This window comes from Verrucomicrobiales bacterium (genome assembly GCA_016793885.1).
In the GTDB taxonomy this organism is placed as follows: domain Bacteria; phylum Verrucomicrobiota; class Verrucomicrobiia; order Limisphaerales; family UBA11320; genus UBA11320.
Genome location: JAEUHE010000136.1, coordinates 42,327 through 62,863 on the forward strand (window position 1 = coordinate 42,327; position 20,537 = coordinate 62,863).

General features: G+C 61.7%; 9 protein-coding genes. 6 read left to right on the top strand and 3 right to left on the bottom strand.

What is annotated here, in order from left to right:
- Nucleotides 1–15 precede the first annotated feature (15 nt).
- Nucleotides 16–3,567, top strand: coding sequence for a TonB-dependent receptor (locus JNN07_15170; protein MBL9169079.1), 3,552 nt, complete (start codon nucleotides 16–18; stop codon nucleotides 3,565–3,567).
- 5 nt (nucleotides 3,568–3,572) lie between these two features.
- Here the strand turns inward: JNN07_15170 and JNN07_15175 are convergent, their stop codons facing one another.
- The gene (locus tag JNN07_15175) at nucleotides 3,573–6,170 is read right to left on the bottom strand and encodes a DUF1592 domain-containing protein (protein ID MBL9169080.1); all 2,598 of its coding nucleotides are present in this window, start codon (nucleotides 6,168–6,170) and stop codon (nucleotides 3,573–3,575) included.
- A gap of 444 nt (nucleotides 6,171–6,614) precedes the next feature.
- On the opposite strand from JNN07_15175, the gene JNN07_15180 reads away from it, so the two are divergent.
- On the top strand, nucleotides 6,615–9,872 hold the full coding sequence (locus JNN07_15180; GenBank protein MBL9169081.1) for a hypothetical protein: 3,258 nt from the start codon (nucleotides 6,615–6,617) through the stop codon (nucleotides 9,870–9,872).
- Between the two features lie 53 nt (nucleotides 9,873–9,925).
- Here the strand turns inward: JNN07_15180 and JNN07_15185 are convergent, their stop codons facing one another.
- Both JNN07_15185 and JNN07_15190 read right to left on the bottom strand, forming a co-directional pair.
- Nucleotides 9,926–10,933, bottom strand: coding sequence for an L-histidine N(alpha)-methyltransferase (locus tag JNN07_15185; GenBank protein ID MBL9169082.1), 1,008 nt, complete (start codon nucleotides 10,931–10,933; stop codon nucleotides 9,926–9,928).
- 385 nt (nucleotides 10,934–11,318) lie between these two features.
- Nucleotides 11,319–14,174 carry a hypothetical protein gene (locus JNN07_15190; protein MBL9169083.1) on the bottom strand — a complete coding sequence of 952 codons (2,856 nt, stop codon included), beginning with the start codon at nucleotides 14,172–14,174 and terminating at the stop codon, nucleotides 11,319–11,321.
- Between the two features lie 389 nt (nucleotides 14,175–14,563).
- Between JNN07_15190 and JNN07_15195 the strand changes: the two genes are divergently transcribed.
- The 4 genes from JNN07_15195 to JNN07_15210 all read left to right on the top strand — a co-directional run bounded on the left by JNN07_15195 (nucleotide 14,564) and on the right by JNN07_15210 (nucleotide 20,533).
- Nucleotides 14,564–17,104, top strand: coding sequence for a CHASE domain-containing protein (locus JNN07_15195; protein MBL9169084.1), 2,541 nt, complete (start codon nucleotides 14,564–14,566; stop codon nucleotides 17,102–17,104).
- Nucleotides 17,094–18,620, top strand: coding sequence for a sigma-54-dependent Fis family transcriptional regulator (locus JNN07_15200; GenBank protein MBL9169085.1), 1,527 nt, complete (start codon nucleotides 17,094–17,096; stop codon nucleotides 18,618–18,620). The genes JNN07_15195 and JNN07_15200 overlap by 11 nt, the downstream gene beginning before the upstream one ends.
- Before the next feature lie 177 nt (nucleotides 18,621–18,797).
- Nucleotides 18,798–19,805 carry a hypothetical protein gene (locus JNN07_15205; protein MBL9169086.1) on the top strand — a complete coding sequence of 336 codons (1,008 nt, stop codon included), beginning with the start codon at nucleotides 18,798–18,800 and terminating at the stop codon, nucleotides 19,803–19,805.
- Between the two features lie 17 nt (nucleotides 19,806–19,822).
- Nucleotides 19,823–20,533 (top strand): cysteine hydrolase, encoded by a 711-nt coding sequence (locus JNN07_15210; GenBank protein ID MBL9169087.1) that lies wholly within the window; start codon nucleotides 19,823–19,825, stop codon nucleotides 20,531–20,533.
- Nucleotides 20,534–20,537 lie beyond the last annotated feature (4 nt).

Below are 20,537 nucleotides of genomic sequence, written 5' to 3' on the forward strand. Positions count from 1 at the left end.
GCATCTCGGAACGCAATGAGCCTTGTCCTGGTGGCGAGCCTTTGGCTCACCGGGGCGTGGCCCCGCTCCGTCTGGGCAGCGCCATCCGGCCCTGGCCCCGGAGCTGGATCTCCAACCAACGGGGTCGTGGTCTTATCCATCGAGGGCGAGAAGGCGCAGGTCGCGATTTCGCGCTCGGGCTCATCTTCCTGGGACCCGGCGTATGTGGGGCAGGTGCTCCAACCGGGCGATCGCGGACGCACAGGCCCGGACAGCCGTCTCTCGCTTCGTCTCTCGGACTTGAGCTTTCTCCGGATCAGTGAGCGCAGCGAGTTCACCATCAAGCAGCCACCTTCCTCGGACCAGACGTATGGAATGGCGCTCTGGAAAGGGCTTCTCTATCTGTTTCATCGCGACAAACCAGGCTCCACCCGAATCGATTCTCGCACCGCGTCGGCCGCCACCCGGGGAACGGAGTTCGTGGTGGCGGTGGATGAGGCCAGCCAGCAAATGACCCTGACGGTCTTGGCCGGCGCAGGGGAGCTGACCAATGATCAGGGGTCGGTAGAGGTTCCGGCTGGAGAACGCGGAGGAGCTGCCTTGGGTGGCAAGCCTGAGCGACTTCCGCGCGTGGAGGCCAACAACGTGATTCAGTGGGTGTTGTATTATCCCGGCATCCTGGATGTTGGAGAACTCCCGCTGGCCCCTGAAGAGGCCCGCCTCCTGCAAGGCTCGTTGGAAGCGTATCGAAAGGGTGATCTTTCCGAAGCGTTCCGCGCTTATCCCAAGGGGGCGGCGCTGGCAAGCGAGGCCTCACGAGTGTATCGGGCGGCGCTCCATCTGTCCCTGGGCCAGGTGGACGCGGCCGAAGCCGCGCTCCGGGACATCGGCCGGGAGGGCGGCTCCAGCGTCGGAGCGGTTGAGTCGAAGCTGGCTGAGGCGCTGCGACGGGTGGTGGTGGCAGTTCGTAATCCGGCCAAGATCGAATCGCGCGGGGATGAGCAGTCGGAGTCGGCGACCGTCGCCATGGCGCTGTCGTATGAGCAGCAAGCTTTGCGCGACCTGCCCGCAGCGTTGAAAGCGGCGAGGAAAGCCGTCGAAAGGCGGCCGGAGTTCGGGTTCGGGTGGGCTCGCGTGGCGGAGTTGGAATTCGGGTTCGCCCGAGCTTCCGCGGCCAGGGAAGCCCTGGAACAGGCTTTGAGGTTGAGCCCTCAGAATGCTCAGGCGGTAGCGTTGAGCGGATTTGTGGCGATGGCCGAGTACCGTTGGAGTGCGGCGCGCGCGCAGTTCGAGCGGGCCATCTCCCTGGACGGCGGACTGGCCAACGCCTGGCTCGGGCGCGGATTGCTTCGAATTCAGGCGGGTGACGTGGCGGCGGGGCGTGAGGATCTACAGATGGCGGCATCCCTGGAACCGCAGCGAGGAATTCTGCGGAGCTACCTGGCCAAGGCATGGCAGGAATCAAACGACCTGCCGCATGCGCGGGAGGAGCTGGCGTTGGCCAAGGCGCTGGATCCCCGGGACCCGACGGCGTGGCTGTATTCCGCGCTGTTGAATCAATCCCACCATCGCTTGAACGAGGCCGTCCGCGATTTGGAGCAGTCCCAGGTTCTGAACGACAACCGGGCTGTCTACCGTTCGGAGCTGCTCCTGGATCGGGACCGGGCGGTGCGGAGTGCCAACCTAGCGGCCCTCTACGCGGACACGGGGCTCTTCGACGTCGGTCTGGCGGAGGCATCGAGGGCCATTTCGAGCGATTACGCGGACTACTCCGCACATCTCTTTCTCGCCAACTCCTACAATCGCCTGCGGGATCCCCACCAGATCAACACGCGCTTGGAAAGCCCCTGGCTCAGCGAATATCTCATCGCTAACCTGCTCGCTCCAGCGGGCGCGGGAACGCTCTCTCAGACAGTTTCCGATCAGGAGTATTCCCGGTTCTTTGAGCGAGATGGCTTCGGCTTGGTGTCCAAAACGGATTATCTGAGTCGGGGCGATTGGCTGGAGAGCGCGGCGCATTATGGACGTTTCGCGCGAATGAGCTACGCGATTGAGACCAGCTACCGGTCCGAGCGGGGGCAAAGACCGAACGAGGACTTTACCAGCCATTTGGTCGATGTGCAGTTCAAGCAGGACTTCTCTGCGCGGGACAGCCTCTACGTTCAGGCCCTCTATTATGACGCGGAGTCGGGGGACCTTACCCCTTACTACAACCCGGCCCAATCCTTCAGCAAACTGCGGGTGCAGGAGAAGCAGGAGCCTATCGTGTTGGCGGGATATCGTCACGAATGGGCTCCGGGCGTTCAGACGCTATTTCTCGCGGGGCGGCTCCATGACCATCGCAGTTTCGATCTTCCCGATGCGCCCAGCTACGTGCTGCTGGAGAGCGGTCTGGGAACTCCGGTGGGCCTGCCGGTGGTCCTGGACCAGAGCTATCAGAGTCGAGCGGTGATCTACACCGCCGAGCTGCAGCAGATCGTTCAGAAAGCTGATCACACCTATGTTTTCGGCGGGCGGGCTCAGTTGGGCGGATTCGATTCGGAGAACCGTTACTCCGGGTTGACCGCCGGCTCGGGTTTTCCGCAGCTGCCAGTGGAGCCATCGACGCGTTCGGATGCCGATTTCGAGCGCTTCAGCACCTACGTTTACGATCACTGGCAATGGAGTCCAAGGTGGTTGGCGGTGGCCGGACTGACCTATGACCACATTCGATACCCTTTGAATCATCGATTCGCGCCGTTGGCGGCCGGCGAGCAGACTCAGGACCAGGTTTCGCCGAAGCTGGGCCTGATTTGGACGCCGCGCTCGGACACGACCCTGCGGGCTGCGTTTTCGCGATCGTTGGGTGGAGTGGCATTTGACCAGAGCTTTCAGTTGGAGCCGTCGCAAATCGTCGGCTTCAATCAAGTTTTTCGCAGTCTGATGCCTGAGTCGGTGGCGGATGCCAACAGCGCCTCGGAGTTTCAGATCGGTGCCTTGGCGATTGAACATCGGGTCAGCTCGAATACCTGGGTGGGACTGATTGGTGAGTGGCTCACCTCGGAGGTGGATCGCACCACGGGCGCGTGGAACTTTTTCGACGTCACCGCGAGCCCGCTGCCGTCCATGCGCGTTCGGGAGCACTTGAACTATGAGGAGCGATCCCTCACCGCCTACGCCTATCAGCTGCTAGGTCAGGAGTGGTCCTTGGGAGGGCGGTATCGGTTGAGCCATGCGGAGTTGGATCTCGCCCATCCGGATTTGCCTTCCACCGCGTTTCCGGTCCCTCCCTTCGGATCGCCGGCGACGTCTGCGCTCCTTCATCAGTTGCGCCTGTTTCTTCAGTTTCAGCATCCGGGAGGATTCTTCTCGTCGGTGGAGGCTCTCTGGCATCGGCAACAGAATTTCGATTACACCCCAGACTTGCCCGGGGATCAGTTCTGGCAACTCAACGTCTATGCGGGGTATCGATGGCCTAACCGGCGGGCGGAGGTTCGGCTGGGGCTGCTGAATGTTACCGGTCAGGACTATCGGTTGAACTCGTTGAACCTGACGGACACCCTTCCTCGCGAACGCACGCTGGCGCTCACCTTAAAGCTGAACTTCTGAGTTGGCTACTTCTCCAAGAACATTCGGCTCTGAGTGACGGCGTGGATCAGGTCCTTAAACCGATAGCCCTGGGTGCGCAGCTCGCGAAGCATCGCTTCGACCACTTCTCGATCGGCAAACTGAATCTCGGTCCCGGTGGCGTAGGCGATTAGCTTATAGATCAGACTGCGGGCGATCTGATCCCGATCTTCCAGGAGCAGCGATCGGTAGTCATCGATGTTGGTGAAGGGTTTGCCTGCGGCTGTCCGGTAGCCTTGCTCAACCAAAGGACCTTTCCAAACCTTGAGATGAGGATAATTCGGGAGGGCCGCCCGGCCGTTCACTTCCGACTTCACGCGGTACCATTCGCGCCAACCGCCGATCACATCGAAGGTCTCCAACGCGAACCCGGGAGGATCGATCCATCGGTGGCAACGGGTGCAGCTGGCCAGCTGACGATGCTTTTCAAGTTGCTCGCGAATGGTGGAAGCTCCTCGAATGTCGGGCTCGATTGCCGGAGTGTCGGCCGGGGGAGGGGAAGGGGGTTGACCTAGAATTCGATCGAGAATCCATTTCCCTCGCAGCACTGGCGATGTGCTGGTTCCGTTGGCGGTGACCTTGAGGATGGAGGCGTGGGTGATGACCCCTCCGCGATGCGCCTGGGCCGGCAGGTTAGCCTTCCGGAGTTCCCATCCGGCGACGCCTTGGATTCCGTAGTGTCTCGCCAGCCGTTCGTTGAGATAACTCCAATCGGAACGGACCAGCTCATCGATGGATCGGTTCTCTGACAAGAGGGTGAGCAGGAATCCGTAGGTCTCCTGCGGCATGGACCAGAGCAGGGCGGAATCGAACTCGCCGTACATCAAGTCGGGAGTGGTGGCATGGATGTTTCTCAAGTCCAGCCATTGGTGAGCGAAGTCGGTAATGAAGCGCCACGATCGCGGGTCGTTCAGCATCCGTTCGACCTCCGTGCGGAGTTGGGCTGGTTCCGTGAGCTGACCCAGTTTCGCTCGGGTCCGCAGGGACGCGTCCGGCACGGAGTTCCACAGGAAGGCCGCCAATCGGGCGGCGACAGCCGGACCATCCAGACGGCCCGGGTTCTCTACTCGGAAGAGGAAGTGGGGAGAGGAGAGCATAGCCTGACCGGTCGCTTTCAGGGCCTGACTCAGATCGTCTCCCTGCTCCAGTCGGCGGCGAGCATAGAGGCGGTACGCGGCGAGAGCTTCCCCGGGCAAAGGTTGCGGCAGGATTTCAGAAGCCAGCCGATCGACCAGACGGTCCGCGTCCGATGCGACGGGATCCGGGGTCGCTGGGCGCTGCGGATCCGATTGCTGGTCGGCACTTGTTCTCTCGGCCGGCTCAGGTCGGGTGGCGGGACTGGGCTTGAGATTCCATCGTGGCTCCAGTCGCCGGTTCGTGAGCGGCTGATCTCCCAGCACCCGCCGATGTGCGAGGGTAGGAAAGGGGTCCAAAGGTCCTTCGAACTCCACCCAATTTAGGGTGAGTCCGGGTCCTGTCAGTCCGGGCTTTTCGTTGAGCGCCGCTTCCGCTTCGAGGGCGCCTGGTTGCCGTTGCTGCGCAAGTGACCAGCCGACCAGAGCGATCGATTGGTTTTTCCAGCGGTCCGAATAATGAGGGACCTGGATCTCGAGATCCACCGTGCGAGCGGTTGTCTCCGGAATATCCTTCACGTCGATGATGCGTTGGAGCGTGGGGTCGGCATCGGGTTGGTATCCGGAAAGGAAGACGAGCACGGGCAGAGGGTTGCCGCTGTTGCCTCGGGCTTGCAGCGAGGCGCGCAATCGGTAGCGACCTGGCGCTTGGGGGAGCCCGGCCACGATTTGCAAATGGGGATGGAAGGCCGACTGGGCATAGAGGGTTGCCGAGTTGCCCTCCACTCGCACCGAGGCTCTGAGGGCGAGTTCGGCTAGACGCCCTCCGACACGCAGTTGCTGGTCAAACCACTCGCGGCCCGTGAATCGGCTCTGCTGAGACCGCGGTGGGCTTGAAGGAAGCGCGGCGTCCATCGCTCGTTGGGCGGCCTGTTGGTATCGCAGCCAATGCTGGGCTGACATGTCGATCCCACGGCTGACCTTGTCGAACCCGCCGACACGATTGTCTTCCGGCAAGAGATCGAGCACCTCCACTTGGATTCCCAGCAGATCGTTGACGGAATGAGAGTACTCGGTTCGAGTCAAGCGACGCAGCGGGGACCTGCCTTCTCGGAGTTGGCGTTCGCGCGAGGCTTTGGCGAGATTTTGGCCGAGCCCGGAGAGCAGGGTCGTCCGTTCAGCAAGCGTCGGTTGAGGCCGGTCGGGTGGCGGCATCTCGAGCTGGGCGACCTTGTCGAAGACTCGAGTCCAGCGGTCCAGCAGCCCAGGATCCTCGAATCTTGCCGGTGTGTCCTCCAGGGAAAGGCGGGCTTTGGCGGTATCGCGGTCATGACATTCCCAGCAGTACCTTTGCAGCAGTGGCTGGAAATCGGCGGGCATGTCTGAGGCCAAGCCGGCGGAGTTTTGACCGAAGCCAAACTGGCTGCCGCTCTTCAAGAGAACCGCTAACAGACCGACCAGTAGCGCCCTTCTGCTGAGACGCTGGCGAACGGTCTTCTTAACGGGTATCACGATGTGTCATTACCCTATCCGCCGATCTAGGTAAACCCCCCTTGTGTGAGCTCAGCTGGGTTCCGTGGAGCCTGGGGGCTAATCCCCACCCGCCTGGGGGCTGTTTCCCACATCGCGAAGGCGTGGAAGGCTTTGCTTGAGCTTCGACTCGATCTACCGAGGGTGGATGGCGACGGAGAGCGCAGGTGACTCACGACTTCTGGTTGGCCCAACGGGAGCGGCTTAAGTTGTTCTAGCGCCTAATGGGTTGGTGATAAATTGGATGTGGAGCGAGGATGCGCGGGCCTGAGAGTTCTTGGCTGGCTTGTGAGGCGGCGGATTCGAGGGGAAGGATTTTCAAGTTGTTGGATTGTTTGGCCGCCGATCCCATGGCATGATTCTAGCAATCAGCCTGATCAGAACTCCGGACAAGCGACTAATAACCTCAATCCATCCTTGTAAGCCATGAATCGCATTTACCTCAAACTCGCCCAACTCTGGTCCTGGGCCTGTGTGGCCCTGGCGGCTGCTGGTCTGTTCTCTTCGGGAACGGTAAGAGTCTTCGCTCAGGATTCGGATCCAGCCTTGCTGCCGGTCGTCTCGCTGGTCCCGGTGGCCGCAGAAACGACGGAGCCGTCGATCACGAGCAAGATAGCCCCGGCGCGGTTCCTGATCCGACGGGAGGGTGATCTCTCCCAGACCCTGCATCTCTTCCTGCAGTACGCGGGGACGGCCACTCCTGGAAAGGACTATGTGGAGCCTGATTCGGTGGTTGAGTTGGCTGCGGGAGCCGCTTCTCTGGAAGTGATTGTATCGCCTTTGGACGACGACTTGGTGGAGGGGCCGGAGACGGTACTGGTTCGTTTGATTGACCCTCTGACGGACAGTATTCCCAATTACAGGATCGACCGTACTGCGGACACCGTGCGTCTGTTGATTCGCGACAACGAGGACCCGGGAACGCTGAGACCGCCGGTGGTGGGCTTAGAGACGCTGGTGGCCACGACCTCCGAGCCCAACCCGCTCGCCCTGATTGCCCCGGGGACGGTGAAGCTGAATCGTGCCGGTTCAACTGTGGACGCACTTCGAGTCGGTTTGCTCGCCCAGGGAACAGCCACGCCGGGCAAGGACTACGAGATCCGGATTCGTGGTTTGGAAAAACCTCTGGAATTCAGCGCTAACGGTACGACCATCGTGCCGGTGCCAGCGGGTGAGACGTCGGTGACGCTGCTTATCCTGGGTCTGGCGGACGAATGGGTCGAGGGAAATGAGACCATCGGCCTGACCTTGTTGCCCAGCCTGGACATGACTCCTACCGGGGCCTATTTGATCGATGCGCAGGCCTCGGCAGCGCGATTGATCCTGAGGGACCAGGATGTCGGCCTGAGCCCCTCGCTGGAGATCACTCAGCCCAAGGAGGGCCAAAGTTTTGCTGAGGGGACTCCCATCGAGATTAAAGCCACGGCTGTCGATCCGCGCGGGTATATCGCTCACCTTGATTTCTACGCTGATGGGCGGAAAATTGGGGAGTCCACCCTGAATTTTCTAGTGGCTCCCGCACCTGGGACGCCGATTCATCACGCATTCACTTGGATGAAGGTACCCGCGGGCACCCACGTGCTCACCGTCCAGGCCCCGCTGCCCGAGGGGGGCGTGATTGAGTCCAAGCCAGTGGCGATTGTGGTGGTTCCTGAGCCCATCCTGCCGGTCGTCAGCATTTCGCACATCCAGACGCGCGAGGCGATTCCGGACGCGGACTACGCACCCGGTCATTTCCTCATCGAGCGAACCGGGCCGACAGAACAGCTGCTGGGAGTCTACGTTAGAAAAGGTGGCACCGCGATTGCGGGAGTGGATTATCGTGATTTTTCGGAGCTGATTTGGATCTCGCCGGGAGAGCAGTCCGTGGCGATCAAGATTGAGGCCATCGATGACAAGCTTCCCGAAGGCCAGGAAACGGTGACGTTGACGCTGGTCCAGCCTTCGTCCGACGCGACGGGGCCCGTGCTGCCGAGGTATCGTATTAATCCGGACCAAGCATCGGCTCGGCAGTTGATGTACGATAACGATCGTGCGAGCACGATCGCTTCCTTGAAGCTGATGAGCCCGGCGGACGGGGAGCAGTTCGGGTTGGGCAGTGAGATCCGGATCGTGGTGGTCGCGATCGATTCGCAGGCTGACATTCGCAAGGTGGAGTTTTTCGATGGGAATACCTCCATCGGCATCTCGGAGCATCTGACCAAGGATGCGATCATCCCGGGACGGCCCCGGGAGCACGTCTTTATCTGGAAGGACGCATCGGTGGGGAGCCATGAGATCTGGGCGTGCGCGTTGGATTCGGAAGGGGCGACTGTGCTATCGAATTCGGTGAAGATCCGGGTGACCGAACTGCCGCCGCGGGTGTCGTTGGCCGTGGTGGCCAAGGATCCGGTTGCGGCGGAGAATGGGGTGGGCGGCGAGGCGCCCGATCCCGCCGTTTTCAGCATCCGTCGAGTATCTGGCCCACGCGACGTCGAAGTCTTGGTTCACTACGCGCTGGGAGGCGTGGCCGAGAATGGAGTCGATTATGAGCGTCTCTCGGGTCGCGTGTTGCTGCCGAGCGGCGCCGAGAGCGTAGATGTCGTGTTGACTCCCATCCCGGACAAAGCGATTGAAGGGGATGAAGGCGTGGTCATGGAGTTGATGCCCCCTGCATGCATCGCGATCTTTCCGCCTCCGCCACAGTGCTACCTGATCGCCGGTGACGGGGCGGCCAGAGCCGTGATTCAGGACAGCAAAACGTCGGAGAATCTGCCGCCCAGGATTGCCATCACCAAGCCTGCGACCGGGGACTCCTTCGAATTCGATCAGAACATTCAGCTGGTAGCTGAGGGGCAGGACCCGGACGGCTTTATTCGGCGGGTGGAGTTTTATTCGGGTCGGGTGAAGATTGGGGAGGTCGGGGTGGATCGGCCAAATCCGAGCAACCAGCCGCGCGTGCAGGTCTTTCGCTTGGTCTGGAAGGATGCCGAGCCGGGCAAGCATTCGCTCACCGCGAGGGCCACCGACAACCAGGGAGCCATTTCGATGTCGGCGACCGTTGAGATCTCGGTCTCGGCTGATCATCCACGTCCGATTGTGACGGTGGTCGAGTGGGATCCTCACGCGGTGGAGCCCCGGCATCCCGGCGAGCTGAATACCGCCTCCTTCCAAGTCCGGCGCTCGGGATCCACTGCTGACCCGCTGTTAGTCTTCTACGCACTGGAGGGGACTGCCACCGAGGGCAAGGACTACGAGGCTCTCCCGCGTCAGGTCGTCATTCCGTCCGGACGGAGTTCTGTGTTCGTGACGATCACACCCGTGGATGATTCCGAGCGCGAGCGAACCGAGTCGGTGGTGTTTCGAGTCGTTGACTCTCCGGTGGCTGGGCCGGTGCCCCCCTACACCGTGGGGCGTCCAGCGACCGCGCGGGCGGTGATCGCGGATTCAGGTTGGATCCTGCCGCTGGGTGATGCTCATTGTGTGGAGTTGCCCGGAGGCTTGACCCATCTCTGTTTTGCGGGAGCGGATGGCAGCCGGTTTCGCGTGGAAGCGAGCGACGATCTCCTGACTTGGGAAACCGTTCTTCATGCCACCGCGATCGATGGGGCCTGCCATTTCGTGGATGAGACAATCCCAGGCCGCAGCCGTCGATTCTACCGGGCCGTGCCTCTACCTGCTTCCGAGGATCCGTCCGCTCCCTGATTCAACTTACCGGAGCCGATACGAGCCCTCTCCACTTTCGAGTGGGGAGGGTTTTACTTTTGGCAGGCGAACACGCCTTCTTCTCCGGATGGATTGGTCCAGTACGCTGCCACTTGGATGCGATACCCGGCTAAGAGGGTTCGGAGCCGCTCGGGAGTGTGGCGGTAGGAGAAGAACAGTCGAAACGCTTCTCCCGTTGCATAATCGTATTGTCTTCCTGCAAAGGCGATGTGGCAGTCGCGGAGGAATGTGACCCTCGACTCGACCCGCAGCAGAGTGGAGGTTTCGGTGGGTTGGGCGATGGAAAAATCCATTCTTCCGTCCGCGCGTTCGATCCCGAGGTCCTGAAGCACTGACCATAGCCAATCGCGAGTGGGGAGGTTGTCGTAGAGCGGCATGATTTGCTGGACGCCGGTAGCGTAATCAGTACCCGGGGCGAGGTTCGCGCTCAGCAGCAGCAGGTCGTCTGGACGAAGCAAGCTCGCCAGACTGGGCAGTACGGACTCGGGCACGAAGTTGGGCAGCATTCCGAAAAAGCAGACAGCGCGTCGTGACCCAGGATCCAGGGCCGTTCCCAAGGATGTCATCCAGTCTCCGGCTTCCGCCAAATCGATGACGACTGGAGTCGTATCCTCTGCTGCCAGGCCGGCCTCAATCGCCGCGGCTCGAGCTGTGAGTGCCAGTCCTGAGCTGACATCGACGGGAACGTAACGCAATCGGGCTTCGGGGAATGACGCGGCGAGCTGACGTAAGAATTGGGCGTCCTTTTGTCCGCCTCCACAACCCAGGCTGACAATTTCAATCGCGCGCGCGCCCTGGAGTCGAGCTGCGGTGTCGGCGAAGGCCTGCTCGTAGATCTGTAGGCAGGCAGGATCCGTGCGGGCGGGCGAAAAGGCTTCGTGGATTCTCAGCCAGCTCTGGGTCTGTTTGGGAGTATCGTAGTGAAACTTGTGGTTCATCTCCCGAGTGCGCAGGGATTCGCGGAGCGAGGCTTCGATCGCTCCAGGGAACTGACTGGGATGGATCAAAACACTGACTGGAGAGTGGTGGGGCGACGACATGATTCAAAGGTGAGTGTCGGTCGGTTGTTGACCGAATGCAACCTGCGATCCGGGGAGGGGTGGCAACCGTAAAATGGTAGGGAGAGACTCCGTCGAGCCCATGAAGGCTCCAGGCTCCGCTGCACACGAAAGGGCACCCCCGATAAGGACCTCTCGACGTAGGTTATCTCTGAGCGCTCCTCGCCGTGGCTCCATCAAGCCTTTCGAGCCTTGGGCATTCATGGGCTCGACGGAGTTTCTCCCTACCTCGTCACGAGGAGCACAACCCGAATCTCACCCGGCTTTAGTCACATCTGTAGCGCAGGCGGCCCCGCCGAAAATAAAAAGGCCAGCCCAGGCGAACCCGGGCTGGCCAGTGTGGCGATCGGGAGATCGCGTGCGGATGCTATTGCACCTTCACGGCGCGATAGTAGCGCTGAGTCTTGCCGGCGGTGGAGGTTGGATCGGCCACCTGGATACTAGTCCCGTTGAGCGAAGGGATGTCGATCAGGGTAGTCCATGCACCGGCGGCTGCCAGTGTTTCGCGGTACTCCAGCCGGTAGTGCTGTCCCGAAACACCCTGGGCCAGCAGCACGGTCGGCGAGCCTTGGGTGACGGTGATGGTCAGAACGGGTCCGGTCTGGGTTCCGAGGAAGGCTTGGGCGTGGCCCAACAAAACCTCGGCGCTCAGGACTTCATCATAAACCGTCACGCGGTGAATCGTGCCGGTCATGGCTTCACTGCCACCGCTGGTTGCCCCTAGAGCTCCGAGGCCGGCGGGCATCTGGAACTCGGCGCTCACACCGGTCGTGGCGCCCACCAGGGCGCCATTGAGGAAGAGCTGCATGGAGGCGGTGCCAGGCTGCCACACATAGGCGACATGGGTGGCGGTTCTGGGCGAAGGAACACCCGGCGTGAACTGGTAGTCGGCAACACCGCCTTGGGTGAAGCCCAGCTCTCCGGTGTTCTCCCAGACTTCATAGCGCAGGCTGCTGACGCTATTGGCGCCGACTCCCAGGAACCCGCTGATGCTGGCGTCGGGATTGCCCTCCACGATGAACTCGAGGGTGGCATCGTCGGCTGCGGTGCCGAAGTCAAACGGAAATCCGTTGATGCCCTTGAGGACCACGGGTGCCAGCAGACGGGTGACCGGCGGTGTGGCTGCTTCGGAGATGACGGCGTCGTAGGCGCTGAGCTTCGGGCGGGCCTGAGTCAGGAAGGCGTCGGCGTGGCGTTTGATGGTCTCCGGGCTGGGGGGATCGTCATACACGGTCACGCGATGGATCGTTCCCACCAAGGCTTCGCTGCCTGCTGGGTTCGCTCCCAGCCATCCCGGGCCGGTGGGCAGTCCGAACTCGGCGCTGACATTGGCCGCCGTGCTCGCCAGAGTGCCGTTCACATAGACCGACATGGTGAGCCCCACCGAGTCCCACACATAGGTAAGGTGGGTAGGCCAGGCCGAGGAGGGCACGGGCGGCGTGAAGAGGTAATCGGCGACTCCTAGCAACGTGAAGCCGTTCTGTTTGGTTTCGGCCCATTGTTCGAACCGAAGATTGCTCCGGACGTTTTCGCCCACGGCGAGGTAGGAGTTGACGGTGGCATCGGGATCACCTTCGACGATGAACTCAATGGCTGCATCCTCCGAGACCGTCCCGAAATCAAACGCCGCGCCACCGAAACCGGTGAGGCTGACTGCCGAGGTGAGTTGAGCTGTGGGTGTGATCCCCGCCGCGGCGTCGGCCGTGATGGCCGCGTCATAGGCGTCCAGCTGGGGATCAACATACACCGTTACCTTGGACTCGGCGGTGCCCTGATCGTTCACCGCGGTGAGCACGTAGGTGGTGGTCACTTCGGGCGAGACGTCGATGGTGGTCACGGTGGTGCGGTCAACGCCGTCGATCAGCACTTGCTTGGTGTTGGAGGCGCTCCATTCCAGTTTGGCGGGCTGTCCGGCAGCGATCCGAGCCGGGGTGGAGGTGAAGGAGGCGATCAGCGGAGGTTGGAGAACATCGGTGAAGCCGCGGGCATGACGGAGGATGGTCGCGTCCTCGAGCAGATCGTCATAGACGGTCACGCGGTAAATGATCCCGACCATGCGTTCGCCTCCACTGGTGTTCGCTCCAAGAAAGCCGGGGCCGTGAGGCATGGCGAAGGCCGGATCGACACCGGTGGTGGTTCCGGCGAGAGCACCGTTAATGTAGAGCTTCATGGTCTGGCTGGCCGCCACATAGGCATAGGTGACGTGGGTCGGCTGGACCGGCGAGGGGGTGCCAGGGGTGAACGAATAGTCCGCGACGGCACCGCGGGTGAAGCCGAGTTGGCCCGTATTGTTCCAGAGCTCGTAGCGAAGGCTGTCGCGGGTGTTTTCCCCAACGGCCAGGAACGCGCTGTTGTTGATGCTGGGGTCGCCCTTGAGAACGAACTCCATGGTGACATCATCCGCACTCGCACCGAAGTCAAACGGGGTCTGTCCGCTGGCCGGCAGCACGATGGCCGAGGCTTGTTGGACTAGGGGAGACAGTCCGGTTCCTGCGTCGGCCGCGATGACGGTATCGTAGCCGGTGAGCGCTGGGAGCACATCGCCACCGAACGCGTCGGAATGGCGGCGGATGGTGGCGGCGTCGAGAATGCTGTCATAGGCCGTGACTCGGTAGATGGTTCCCAGCAGAGTCTCGGTGCCCGCCCCGTTCGCGCCCAGCCAGCCGGCTCCGGTGGGCAGGCCGAAATTGGCGTCCACTCCGGTAGTGGTGCCCGCCACCTTTCCGTTCACGTAGACGGTCATCGTGGCTGCCGCTGGGTCCCACACATAGGCGAGGTGCGTGGGCTTCTTGGGTGAAGACACCCCGGGGGTGAATTGGTAGTCTGCCACACCGCCTTGAGTGAATCCGAGCTCACCGGTGTTATTCCACACTTCATACCGCAGGCTGCTGACGCTGTTGTTTCCCACCGCTAGAAAAGCGCTGTTATTAAAGGCGGGATCACCCTCGACGATAAATTCGATGGATCCGTCTCCGGAGATGACGCCGAAGTCGAAAGCGGATCCACCCGCACCTGTTAGGGTGACGGGGGCTGCGAGTGTCGCGGCTGGGGATAGTCCGGCAGCGTTGTCGTTATTGATCTCCGCATCGTAGTTGTCGAGCGGAACATCCGACCAAGCGGTGCTGCAGAGCGCGGCGGAGACTGCCAAGGTTCCCAACCAGGTTGGAAAGCGTGGAGGGTTGTAGTACGTGGATCCGAAGAACCGGGGTTTTGTTGGTTTCATAATGATTTACTCATGGACAAGGAATGGATAGGACACGGGGTTTCGAGATGGGCAAGTTCAGCCGGAGGGGATTCACAGCCGAGGTCGAACCAAACAGGAAACGGTTAACACGGAGGCCAAACTTTAGATCGCACCTTTGAAAAGTCCAGAGTCATCTGCCCGCGATGGCGAACTCACCTGATCTTGCGGGCCGGACAACAAGTCTGATCTCAAATGGTCAGTTTGCACAAAACGCACCACTTCCTCGCCGAGGAAATGTGGTCGGGTCCAATCGCTCTTTCCTCAAACAAGGTTTTAGCTGATGGCCGAGATGTTGTGGTGGAAGTCTTTGAGTCGGCCCGTGGCCAGAAAGAGCGCGGGATCCTTAAGGTCGGCAAACTTACTGCTCTATGTCTCAGGCTTTGCGCCAAACCGCCACCAGCTCTGGCTCGCGTCTACACCCGGTTCGGGTGGGTGCCGCCTTGGCTTTGGGCGTGTTGCTTTCCCTGGCTTTGTTCTTCGCGTATCGCGCTCGCGAAGCGCGGGAAGAGGAGATGGCGACCACCGAGGTGGTGCATCGACATCTGGAGCAACTGCAGGTGAGCATTCTCAGGTCGATGGAGGTGCTGTATTCCTTGGCCGCCCTGCATCGGGTTCATGGCGGAATGAAGCCACCCGAGTTTGCGCTGTTTGTGCAGCAGGCCCTGGCCCGACAGCCTGAGCTGCAGGCTTTGTCGTGGAATCCCTATCTCGCAGACGCGGAGCGGGACGGCTTCGAGCGGCAGGCGGAGCTCGAGGGAGCCGAGGGATTTGTGATCCAGGAAGAGGTGTCGAGAGGCGTCCTTCGGAGGGCGGCGCGAAGATCCGACTACGTGCCCGTCTATCTCATTGAGCCCTTGAGTCGAAACCTCAAGGCGTTGGGTTACGATCTGAACTCGGATCCCGTGCGGCGGCGGAGCATCGAACAGGCGTGCGTCACCGGGAAGGCAGCGGCGACCGCGCCCATCCATCTGGCGCAAGAGTCAGGGGAGGCTCCAGGGGTGCTCGTTCTTCTGCCGGTGTATGAGCACTTGCGGGCGGAGGCAGAGACAGCATCCGGGCGGCGTCCGGCGGGATTCGTTGTCGCAGTTTTTCGCGTTGGAGATTTGGTCGGCACGGTTTTCCGTCAGCTGGGGGAGGCGGGAATCACCGCCGATCTCTTCGATCTTTCCACGCAGGGATCCCGGTTGCACTCGAATGCCTCGAACCTCGGATGGGCCGACCCGGCATCCTCGACCAAGATCGCCAGGCTGGAGGTGGCGGGCCGTCCCTGGGTGGTCGTTCATTCCGCCACCGGACAATGGAAACGCGGGCGTGAAGGATCCTGGTGGGTGCTGTGCGGCGGAATGGCGTTCACCTTGCTGACGAGCGCTTATTTGTACAGCGGTGCGCGCCGCGCCCAGGAGGTCGCGCTCGTGAACGCGGCGCTGCAGCAGGAGGTGGTGGTGCGGCAGGGTGCGGAGGCGGCCGCGGCTGAAGCCAACCGCTCCAAATCCGAGTTTCTGGCGAGCATGAGCCATGAGATCCGGACTCCACTGAACGCGGTTCTTGGCTACGCCCAGCTGCTGCAACGGGATCCTGAGCTGAGCGCGGAGCAGCAGGACGGGGTGCGTGGCATCACGACCAGCGGTCAACATCTGCTGGGACTCATCAACGAGATTCTGGACCTTTCAAAGATCGAGGCGGGCCGCATGGAGCTGAACCCGGTGGCCTTTGATCTGGAGGCGCTCGGGCGAAGCCTGGGAGCGACTTTTGTCCCACTGTGCGCCCAGAAGAGGATCGGGTTTCGGCTGGCGCTGGCCTTGGGTCCGCTGAAGGTGGTTCGGGGCGACGAGGGCAAGCTCCGCCAAGTGCTCATCAATCTGCTGGGCAACGCCGTCAAGTTCACGCAATCCGGCGAGGTCTGCCTCACGGTTGAACCAGCGGATGGCGGCGGCGACCGCTGGCATTTCGTGGTAACCGACACCGGGTTGGGAATTCCGGAGTCCGAGCAGGAGGACATCTTCAAGCCCTTTCACCAGGGAAGTGGGGCGGGGCATCAGGGCGGGACAGGCCTGGGGCTGGCGATCGCTCAGCGGCAGGTCGAGCTGCTGGGCGGGCGGCTGACCCTGCAATCGGATCGCGGGGCGGGTTCTCGGTTTGAGTTTAGCGTGCCACTGCCGGTCGCGGAGACCCCGGGGCCCTTGCGACCCGCGCGAATTCGTCGGCTGCTTCCCGGCCAGCGAGTGAGGGCTTTGGTGGTCGATGATCGGCAGGAGAACTGTGCGGTTTTAGGCGGGATGCTCGGACTGATTGGCTGCGAGGTGGCTGTCTCGGCCACGGTTGAGGACATGCTGCTGAAGCTGCAAACCTCCGAGTTCGACATCCTGTTTTTGGACTTTTTTCTACCAGGGGCTGACCCTGGAGAAACGGTCAGACAGGCTTTGGCCGGCTCTCGTCACGCGGATCTTAAAGTGGTCATGCACACGGCTTCGCCGCTGACCCGCCACCGGGAGCAGTCCTTGGCGGCTGGCTGCGTGGATTTTCTGGCCAAGCCGCTGCAGGAAGCTCAGGTCTTTGATTGTCTCCATCGTCATCTGGGAGTGCTGTTTGAGCAGGAGCCAGCGGTTCCGGAGCCAGAGACCGCCGTGGCTTCCGGTCCCATTCGAGTGGTGTTGCCGGAGGACTTGTGCGCCCGCCTCATGGTGGCCGCCGAGCTTCACAGCACGACTGCGATGAAATCCGCGCTGGCCGAGCTGCGCGGGTATGGGGTCGAGGCGGTTCAGCTCGCTGACCGAATTCGGCTGCTGATGCGCAGCTACGACATGGATGGCATCCAGCGGATGCTGTCGGCCTCGGTGGTGGCAGAGGGTCCCGCCTCGCGGGCCCTGCCCGCAGCCGGCGATTCGGACGGAGGACGCGATGGTTCCTGAGCGCATCCTCTTAGTGGACGATGTCGCGGCGAATCTGGCGGTGCTTACGGGAGTCTTGGAGCCCGCCGGCTATGAGGTCTTGGTGGCGCCGAGCGGGGCGACCGGGCTCAGGCTTGCCGTCAAGGCGCAGCCGGATTTGATCCTGCTTGATGTGATGATGCCTGAGCTGGGAGGGATCGAGACCTGCCGGCAGCTCAAGCAAAACGAGGTTACGCGCGATATTCCGGTCCTGTTCATCACGGCGCGCAGCGAAACGGCCAGCATGGTTGAGGGATTTGGCGCCGGCGGCGTTGATTACATCGTGAAGCCTTTCCAGGCCGAGGAAGTGCTGAGTCGGGTGGCGACCCATCTTCGGCTTTCACGACTGAACCGGGAGCTGGCGGAGAAGAACCGTTCGTTGGAACTCCGCACGGCCGAGCTGAGCGCGGAGATGACGCGCCGTCGGGGCGCGGAGCACGCTCTGCATGACGCCGGAGCGCAGCTGGACGTGCTGGCTGAGCTGGAGGCCAGCCGCGGCAGCCTCGATGGATTGATTGGGATCAGCGAGCCGCTCCGCCGGATGGTGGACGATATTCGCCGGGTCAGCGCTTTCGCGTCCACCAGCGTGCTGATCACCGGCGAGAGCGGGACCGGCAAGGAGCTGATTGCTCGGGCGGTGCACTTTGGCAGTTCCCGGGCCAGGGCGCCTTTTGTTCCACTCAACTGCGTGGCGATCCCCGCCGAGCTGGCGGAGTCGATGCTTTTCGGGCACGTGAAAGGCGCTTTCACAGGCGCGGCGGCCGATCGCAAAGGCCTCTTTGAGATGGCTCATGGCGGAACCCTGTTTCTGGACGAGATCGGGGATATGCCCTTGTTTTTGCAGGCGAAGCTGCTGCGGGTTTTGGAGGACGGCCGGCTCACCCCCGTGGGGGCATCGGAACCGCGCGCGGTGAATGTGCGCATTATTGCAGCCACCAATGCGGAGTTGGAGCACAGGATTCGGGAGGGGACCTTTCGTCAGGATCTCTATTTCCGCCTGGCCCACTACGTCATCGCCAGCTCCCCGCTTCGGGAGCGGCCTGAGGATGTTCCCATTCTCGCGCAGCATTTCCTCAAAACCTTGGCTCCGGAGCTGGGGATCCGCGCTCCACGGCTTAGCGATTCAGCATTGGCGATGCTGCAGTCGTATCCGTTCCCTGGCAATGTTCGGGAGCTAAAGAATATCATCGAGCGAGCGCTGATTCAGAGCGGTGGGGAGTCGATCCAGCCCGAGCATCTCCGTTTGCCGCAGCGAAGCCCGGGCGAGAGAGTTCGGCCCCCGAGTCTGGAGGCGACGGCGACGGCGACGGCACCCGCCACGTCTGCCGTCGCCGGTTTGCCTCTGAACTTGGCCGAGGCGGAGGATCTCCTTATCGCGCGCGCGCTGCAGCAGACTCAGGGAAATATCGCCGATGCCGCCCGCTTATTAGGCGTTCACCGAACCCGCATCTACCGCAAGTTAGCGAAGGACGGCGGCGTCATTCCGGACGAGGCTTGAGTGTTTCAACTGTTTCACTGGCGACACTTGAAACAGGACGGCCGGAGGGCGACGGGCTCTCGGAGCGACTGGAGGGCCTGAAAATGGGGGAATACCGCCATGTTTCCTGGTTGGCATGCCAGTCGCTAGGAGAGCGGTATGAGCAACCGACAATCCTCGACTCTCCATCTTCGATCTGTGAAACAGCCTATTGAACCTTCATCCGCGCTTGCGCCCAGGATCCTGGACGCCCCGTGGGCTGCAACGCGCCTGGCTCTGCTTACCTCTGCGGCCTTGAGTGCGGCCGCCCTGAGTTCGGCTCGAGCTGAGGAGCCCGCCGTAGCTCCGCCGCCATCCCGGTTTCATGCCCTGTCCAATTTTGAGTTTTCCGACAAGTACCTGACCCCTCGGGGAATGATCGTTCACAACGACGGGCTCACCTTCCAGTGGCTCATGCTGGGGTTGATGAACGTATATCAGGGCGACACCTTTGTTAAAGATGTGACCTTGGTGGGCGGGGTGTGGAATGACTTCGCGAGCGATCCCGTATCGATTCACGCTCCCTTTGGCAGCAAGCCCAAGACGAGCTGGGTGGAGATCGATCCGATCGCCGGAATCTCCACGGCCTTTGGCAAGGGATTCAAGTTGGATGTGACCTACACGGCGTTCAACATGCAGATCCTCGACATCGGCACATCTCATCACCTGGAGACCAAGTTGAGTTATGACGACACCCCTTATCTCCACGCCTTTGCGCTGCATCCTTATTTTCTCTACTGGCAGGAGCTCAACGGCAAGGCCACTGCGGCCCAGGTTCCGTACGTGGTGGATCCGCTAGGAAAGAATCCGGGCCCGGCGCCGGATTCCAGCCACTATTTTGAAGTGGGGATCACTCCCGGCTACACCTTCAAAAGCCTGGGCGGCCTCAAACTCGAGCTTCCCTGCCGAGTGTTGCTCCCGAGCGGCGACTTCTACGGCGAGTATTATGATGACAGCTCCTTGGTGGGCCTCTTCGAGACGGGGGTGAAAGGGACCATACCTCTGAATTTCGTCAAGCCTGGCTTCGGAAACTGGAGTTTCCACGCTGGGTTTCGTTACATGAACCTGGTGGATGACAACCTGAGCGGCATGCAGCAGTTCAACGCGCCGGGCCAGGAAGTGAAGGAAACCGTGCAGTTCTACGCCGGACTCACCGCGTTCTTTTGAACTCAAGACTGGATGGTATGAACCAGCGTTTCGTTGAGTCGGATCCTTACCCTTGGCCGTACGATGGCGATCTTCGGCCGGAGAATACCGCGATCATTGTGATCGATATGCAGACGGACTTCTGCGGCTCGGGAGGATATGTCGACCGTATGGGTTATGATCTCTCCCTAACCCGCGCACCCATCGAGCCAATCCGAAGAGTTCTGGCCGCGGTCCGGCCTCTGGGGTACCAGGTGATCCATACCCGCGAAGGGCATCGGCCCGACCTCTCCGACCTCCCGGAGAACAAGCGGTGGCGGAGCCGACGCATCGGCGCCGGAATCGGTGATGCGGGTCCGTGCGGGAAGATTCTGGTGCGAGGCGAGCCCGGGTGGGAGCTGATACCTGAGCTGGCCCCGCTGCCTGGGGAGCCGATCATCGACAAACCGGGCAAGGGATCTTTCTATGCCACGGACCTTGACCTGCTGTTGACGCGCAATCGGATTCGAAATCTCGTGCTGGCTGGAATCACCACTGACGTCTGTGTGCATACCACCATGCGCGAGGCGAACGATCGCGGCTACGAGTGCCTGATTCTCTCTGACGGGACGGGCGCCACGGATCGCGGAAATCATTTGGCGGCATTGCATATGGTGAAGATGCAGGGGGGGGTATTTGGCGCGGTGGCGGATTCATCCGCCTTGATCCGTGCCATCGGCTGCCCGTCCGAGGTCGCTTCCCGTTCTTAAGAGT

Coding starts and splice junctions, on each gene's coding strand:
- JNN07_15185 (MBL9169082.1), bottom strand. CDS start 10,933: ATGTCGTCGCCCCACCACTCTCCAGTCAGTGTTTTGATCCATCCCAGT.
- JNN07_15180 (MBL9169081.1), top strand. CDS start 6,615: ATGAATCGCATTTACCTCAAACTCGCCCAACTCTGGTCCTGGGCCTGT.
- JNN07_15195 (MBL9169084.1), top strand. CDS start 14,564: ATGTCTCAGGCTTTGCGCCAAACCGCCACCAGCTCTGGCTCGCGTCTA.
- JNN07_15170 (MBL9169079.1), top strand. CDS start 16: ATGAGCCTTGTCCTGGTGGCGAGCCTTTGGCTCACCGGGGCGTGGCCC.
- JNN07_15190 (MBL9169083.1), bottom strand. CDS start 14,174: ATGAAACCAACAAAACCCCGGTTCTTCGGATCCACGTACTACAACCCT.
- JNN07_15210 (MBL9169087.1), top strand. CDS start 19,823: ATGAACCAGCGTTTCGTTGAGTCGGATCCTTACCCTTGGCCGTACGAT.
- JNN07_15200 (MBL9169085.1), top strand. CDS start 17,094: ATGGTTCCTGAGCGCATCCTCTTAGTGGACGATGTCGCGGCGAATCTG.